General features: G+C 57.0%; 3 protein-coding genes. 2 read left to right on the top strand and 1 reads right to left on the bottom strand.

What is annotated here, in order from left to right:
* Positions 1–190 precede the first annotated feature (190 nt).
* A complete protein-coding gene (locus tag DC3_RS28645; protein WP_146892211.1) occupies positions 191–865 on the bottom strand; it encodes a response regulator in 675 nt (224 codons plus the stop codon).
* Positions 866–1,375: 510 nt separating this feature from the next.
* Here DC3_RS28645 and pabB point away from each other — a divergent pair.
* Together pabB and DC3_RS28635 are read left to right on the top strand one after the other, a co-directional pair.
* A complete protein-coding gene (gene pabB, locus DC3_RS28640) occupies positions 1,376–3,079 on the top strand; it encodes an aminodeoxychorismate synthase component I (RefSeq protein WP_186816339.1) in 1,704 nt (567 codons plus the stop codon).
* Positions 3,067–3,647 (top strand): anthranilate synthase component II (locus DC3_RS28635; protein ID WP_146892206.1); only part of this gene is annotated, 581 nt, incomplete at its 3' end. The genes pabB and DC3_RS28635, both read left to right, overlap by 13 nt.

The following is a 3,647-nucleotide window of genomic DNA, read 5'->3' as shown; positions in this document are numbered from 1 at the left end:
GAGAGCCGAGAGCCGAGAGCCGAGAGCCGAGAGCCGAGAGCAACGTATTGCAAAGCATTTTGCCTGTCAAGCAAATCACCCAGCTGCAACCCCGGCCATTTAAAGCAAACCACAGTGCCTGTGAACAGCTCCTTTTGCCTTGACTGCCCTCGGCCCTGGGCTCTCGGCCCTCGGCGGGCCGTCAGGCGTTTCAATCCAGCGCTGAAGGGTCAATCCAGCCCTGTTTGATGGCGTAGAGCACAGCCTCGGTGCGGCTTCCCACCCCGAGTTTGGAGAAGATGTTCGCGAGGTGCACCTGCACCGTGCGAGGGCTGATTTCCAGGTCGCGCGCAATCTCCTTGTTGGTGCTGCCAGTGGCTGCAATGCGCAGCACTTCCAGTTCACGGGGAGACAGGGCTTCCACATCATTGGCAGGGGTGGGGGCAGGGGCACTGGTGTTGGCTGCAAAGCGACCCAGCACCTTCTTGGCCACACTGGGGTGCAGCACGCTCTCGCCAGAGGCGACGGCACGCACCGCCTGAATCAGCTCGTCTTCACGGGCATTTTTCAGCAGGTATCCTGCAGCTCCGGCTTCCAGCAGGGCAAAAACATAAGCATCATCGTCATAACTGGTCAGAACCAGCACACTGATGGTGGGCGCAAGGGCCTTGATGCGCTTGGTGGCTTCAATCCCGTTCATGCCCGGCATGGACACATCCATCAGGATCACATTGGGAGACAGTTTCATGGCCTGATCAATGGCTTCCTGACCGTCACCGGCCTCCCCGATCACCACCAGGTCATCGTGGCTTTCCAGCAGGTCTCGGGTGCCTTTGCGCACCACCGGATGGTCATCGACCAGAAGAATGCGGATTTTCTCGTCCATATGCATCAGTCTAACGGATTTCAGCGGAATTTCGCGTGTTTGAATTGCTTAAGGGGTTAAGGGATATGGCGGAGGTTGGTGCTCTGGCAGGAAACTCTGTACATGGAGTCTGGACAGCAGAAGGCCAAAGGCAGAAGGCTTTCAACAACCATCAAATCCTGGAATCTCAGGGTTCTATAAAGCTTCAGAGGCAACTTCAGAAAGCCCACAAACCGCCTGTCGTATATCCTTCTCTTTTTGAATACGCAACTTTGGCCTTCTGCCTTCTGCTTTCTGCCTTCTGCAGCAACAATGGCTTTTTCAGGCTGTCTTCACCCATGAAATGACTTTCCACCTCCTTAAACCTTGTCCCTCCACACCCTCCCGTGGTATACATACAGCGACCCGTCTGTCTGCCCTGAGAAGTGCGGACCAGGGCAGCCTTTGAAGGTGTTCAGGAAGTGAATCCTGCGCCGTCTTTCTGTCACTGGTGTGGATGGTGTCCGTGGACCCTGAGCCTGAACAATGCACATGCCGTGGCTTCTTTTCGAATTCAAAACTGCTGGGGGTTCCGTTGAGCGGTTGTGCTTCAGGGAGCCTGTGAAGGTGCTTTGCACCCGCACCCTTTCAGAGGTGCGTCCTCTGCTCAGGGAAGCACAGAGCTGGGTGAAGCAGGGGTTTTATGCTGCGGGCTACCTGGCCTATGAAGCTGCCCAGGCTTTTGATCCGGCCATGCCTGAAGGCAGACCATCCCAGATGCCCCTGTTGTGGTTCGGAATTTTTGAGTTCCCCTCCCCCGCTCCAGAGTTCCCGGAAGCGCAGGAAGCACAGGAGATTCACTGGCGCACGCAGATCAGCGAGGAAGACTACCAGCAGAACATTGCCCTGGTGAAAAAATGGATTTCGGAAGGGGAAACCTACCAGGCGAATTACACGTTGCGCCTGACTGCACCTTTCACCGGGAATCCCTTTCATTACTACCAGCAGCTCACCCGCGCACAGCAGGGGGCTTACAGTGCCTTTCTGGACCTGGGACGCTTTCAGATCCTCAGTGCCTCACCAGAACTGTTCTTTCACTGGGATGGCCGCAAGATCACCACCCGCCCCATGAAGGGCACCGCTCCCAGAGGCCGTTTTCTGGAAGAGGATGAGGCGCAGCGCCAGTTCCTGAAGACCAGTGAAAAAAACAGGGCCGAGAACCTGATGATTGTGGACCTGATCCGCAATGACCTGAGCCGCATCGCCATTCCGGGCACCGTGAAGGTGGCCAAACTGTTCGAGGTGGAGAAGTACCGCACCCTGTGGACCATGACCTCGACCATTCAGGCAGAAACCCATCCAGGCATTGATCTCGAGCATGTGTTTGAGGCACTTTTCCCCTGTGGGTCCATCACCGGGGCCCCCAAGATCAGCACCATGCACCTGATCTCCCGCCTGGAACCGTCTGCCAGACAGGTGTACTGCGGCACCATCGGATACATGACCCCTGAAGGGGAAGCCATCTTCAACGTTCCGATCCGCACGGTGGTCACCGATGATGAACTCGAACAGGCCGAGTATGGGGTGGGAGGAGGCATCACCTGGGATTCTGACCCCGGTGATGAGTTTCAGGAGGTCCTGACCAAATCCCTGCTGTTGACCTATCAGAAACCTGCTTTTGCCCTGACCGAGACCCTCCACCTGCAAGATGGGCAGTACCCTTTGATGGGTCAGCACATCAACCGCCTGATCAAGTCGGCCCGGTTCTGGGAGTACCCGGAGGATGCCCAGGCCATGTATGAGGCCCTGTATTTCACCTCCGAGCAGAACCCTGAAGGGGAATGGCTGGTGGAACTGCGTCTGAATCAGGATGGAGAGCTGAACACCACCCTCAGGGAACATCCATCGGAACCGCTGCCTTTCACCGTTGCAGATGAACCCCTTTCTGAGCTGGACACCCAGAATTTCCACTTCACCGACCAGAATGTGAATGACCCTCTGGTGCTGCTGTACCACGACGATGGCCTGATCGCCCAGTTCAACCGGGGGAATCTGGTCGCAAAACTCGGTGAGGAGCTGTTCACCCCTGCCCTGGAAGACCGCTGGCTCACCTGCCCTGCCCTGCTGAAGTTGCTGAAACAGGAGAAAGTGCAGGAGATCCAGATGAACCTGGACTGGCTTGCCGAGCACCCTGAAGCAGAATTCTTCCTTGCAGACTTCAACCTGCTGCCTGTGAGGTTTGCATGGAACTCCTGATGATCGACAACTACGACTCCTTCACCTTCAATCTGGTGCGGTACTTCATGGAGCTCGGCACCAGTGTGACGGTGTGGCGCAACGATCAATTTGAACTTCAGGACGTGCGTGAACTGAACCCGGATGCCATCATCATTTCCCCCGGACCCAGCCATCCCCGCAATTCCGGGAAATCCCTGGAAGTCATCCAGCAGTTTCACACCTCCATCCCGATTCTGGGCGTGTGCCTGGGTCACCAGTGCATCGCAGAAGCATTCGGTGGAGAGGTGGTCAAATCCGGTGAGCCTGTGCATGGCAAGACCTCCCAGGTGACCCATGACCAGTCGGGGCTGTTCGAGGAACTGCCAAGCCCTCTCAGGGTCACCCGCTACCACAGCCTGATCGTGCAGAACCTCCCAGACACCCTGGTGGGGAACGCCTGGTCCCAGGACGGCACCCTGATGGGCCTGCAGCACCAGCAGTACCCTGTGCACGGGGTTCAGTTCCACCCGGAAAGCGCCCTGACGGAAAAGGGACACCAGCTGCTGGACAATTTTCTGAAGATTGCGCGGGCGTTTAAGGGGCACAA

This window comes from Deinococcus cellulosilyticus NBRC 106333 = KACC 11606 (assembly GCF_007990775.1).
GTDB classification, from domain to species: Bacteria; Deinococcota; Deinococci; order Deinococcales; family Deinococcaceae; genus Deinococcus_C; species Deinococcus_C cellulosilyticus.
The sequence above is the reverse complement of the archived record's forward strand: the minus strand, read 5'-3'. Positions and strand labels throughout refer to the sequence as shown.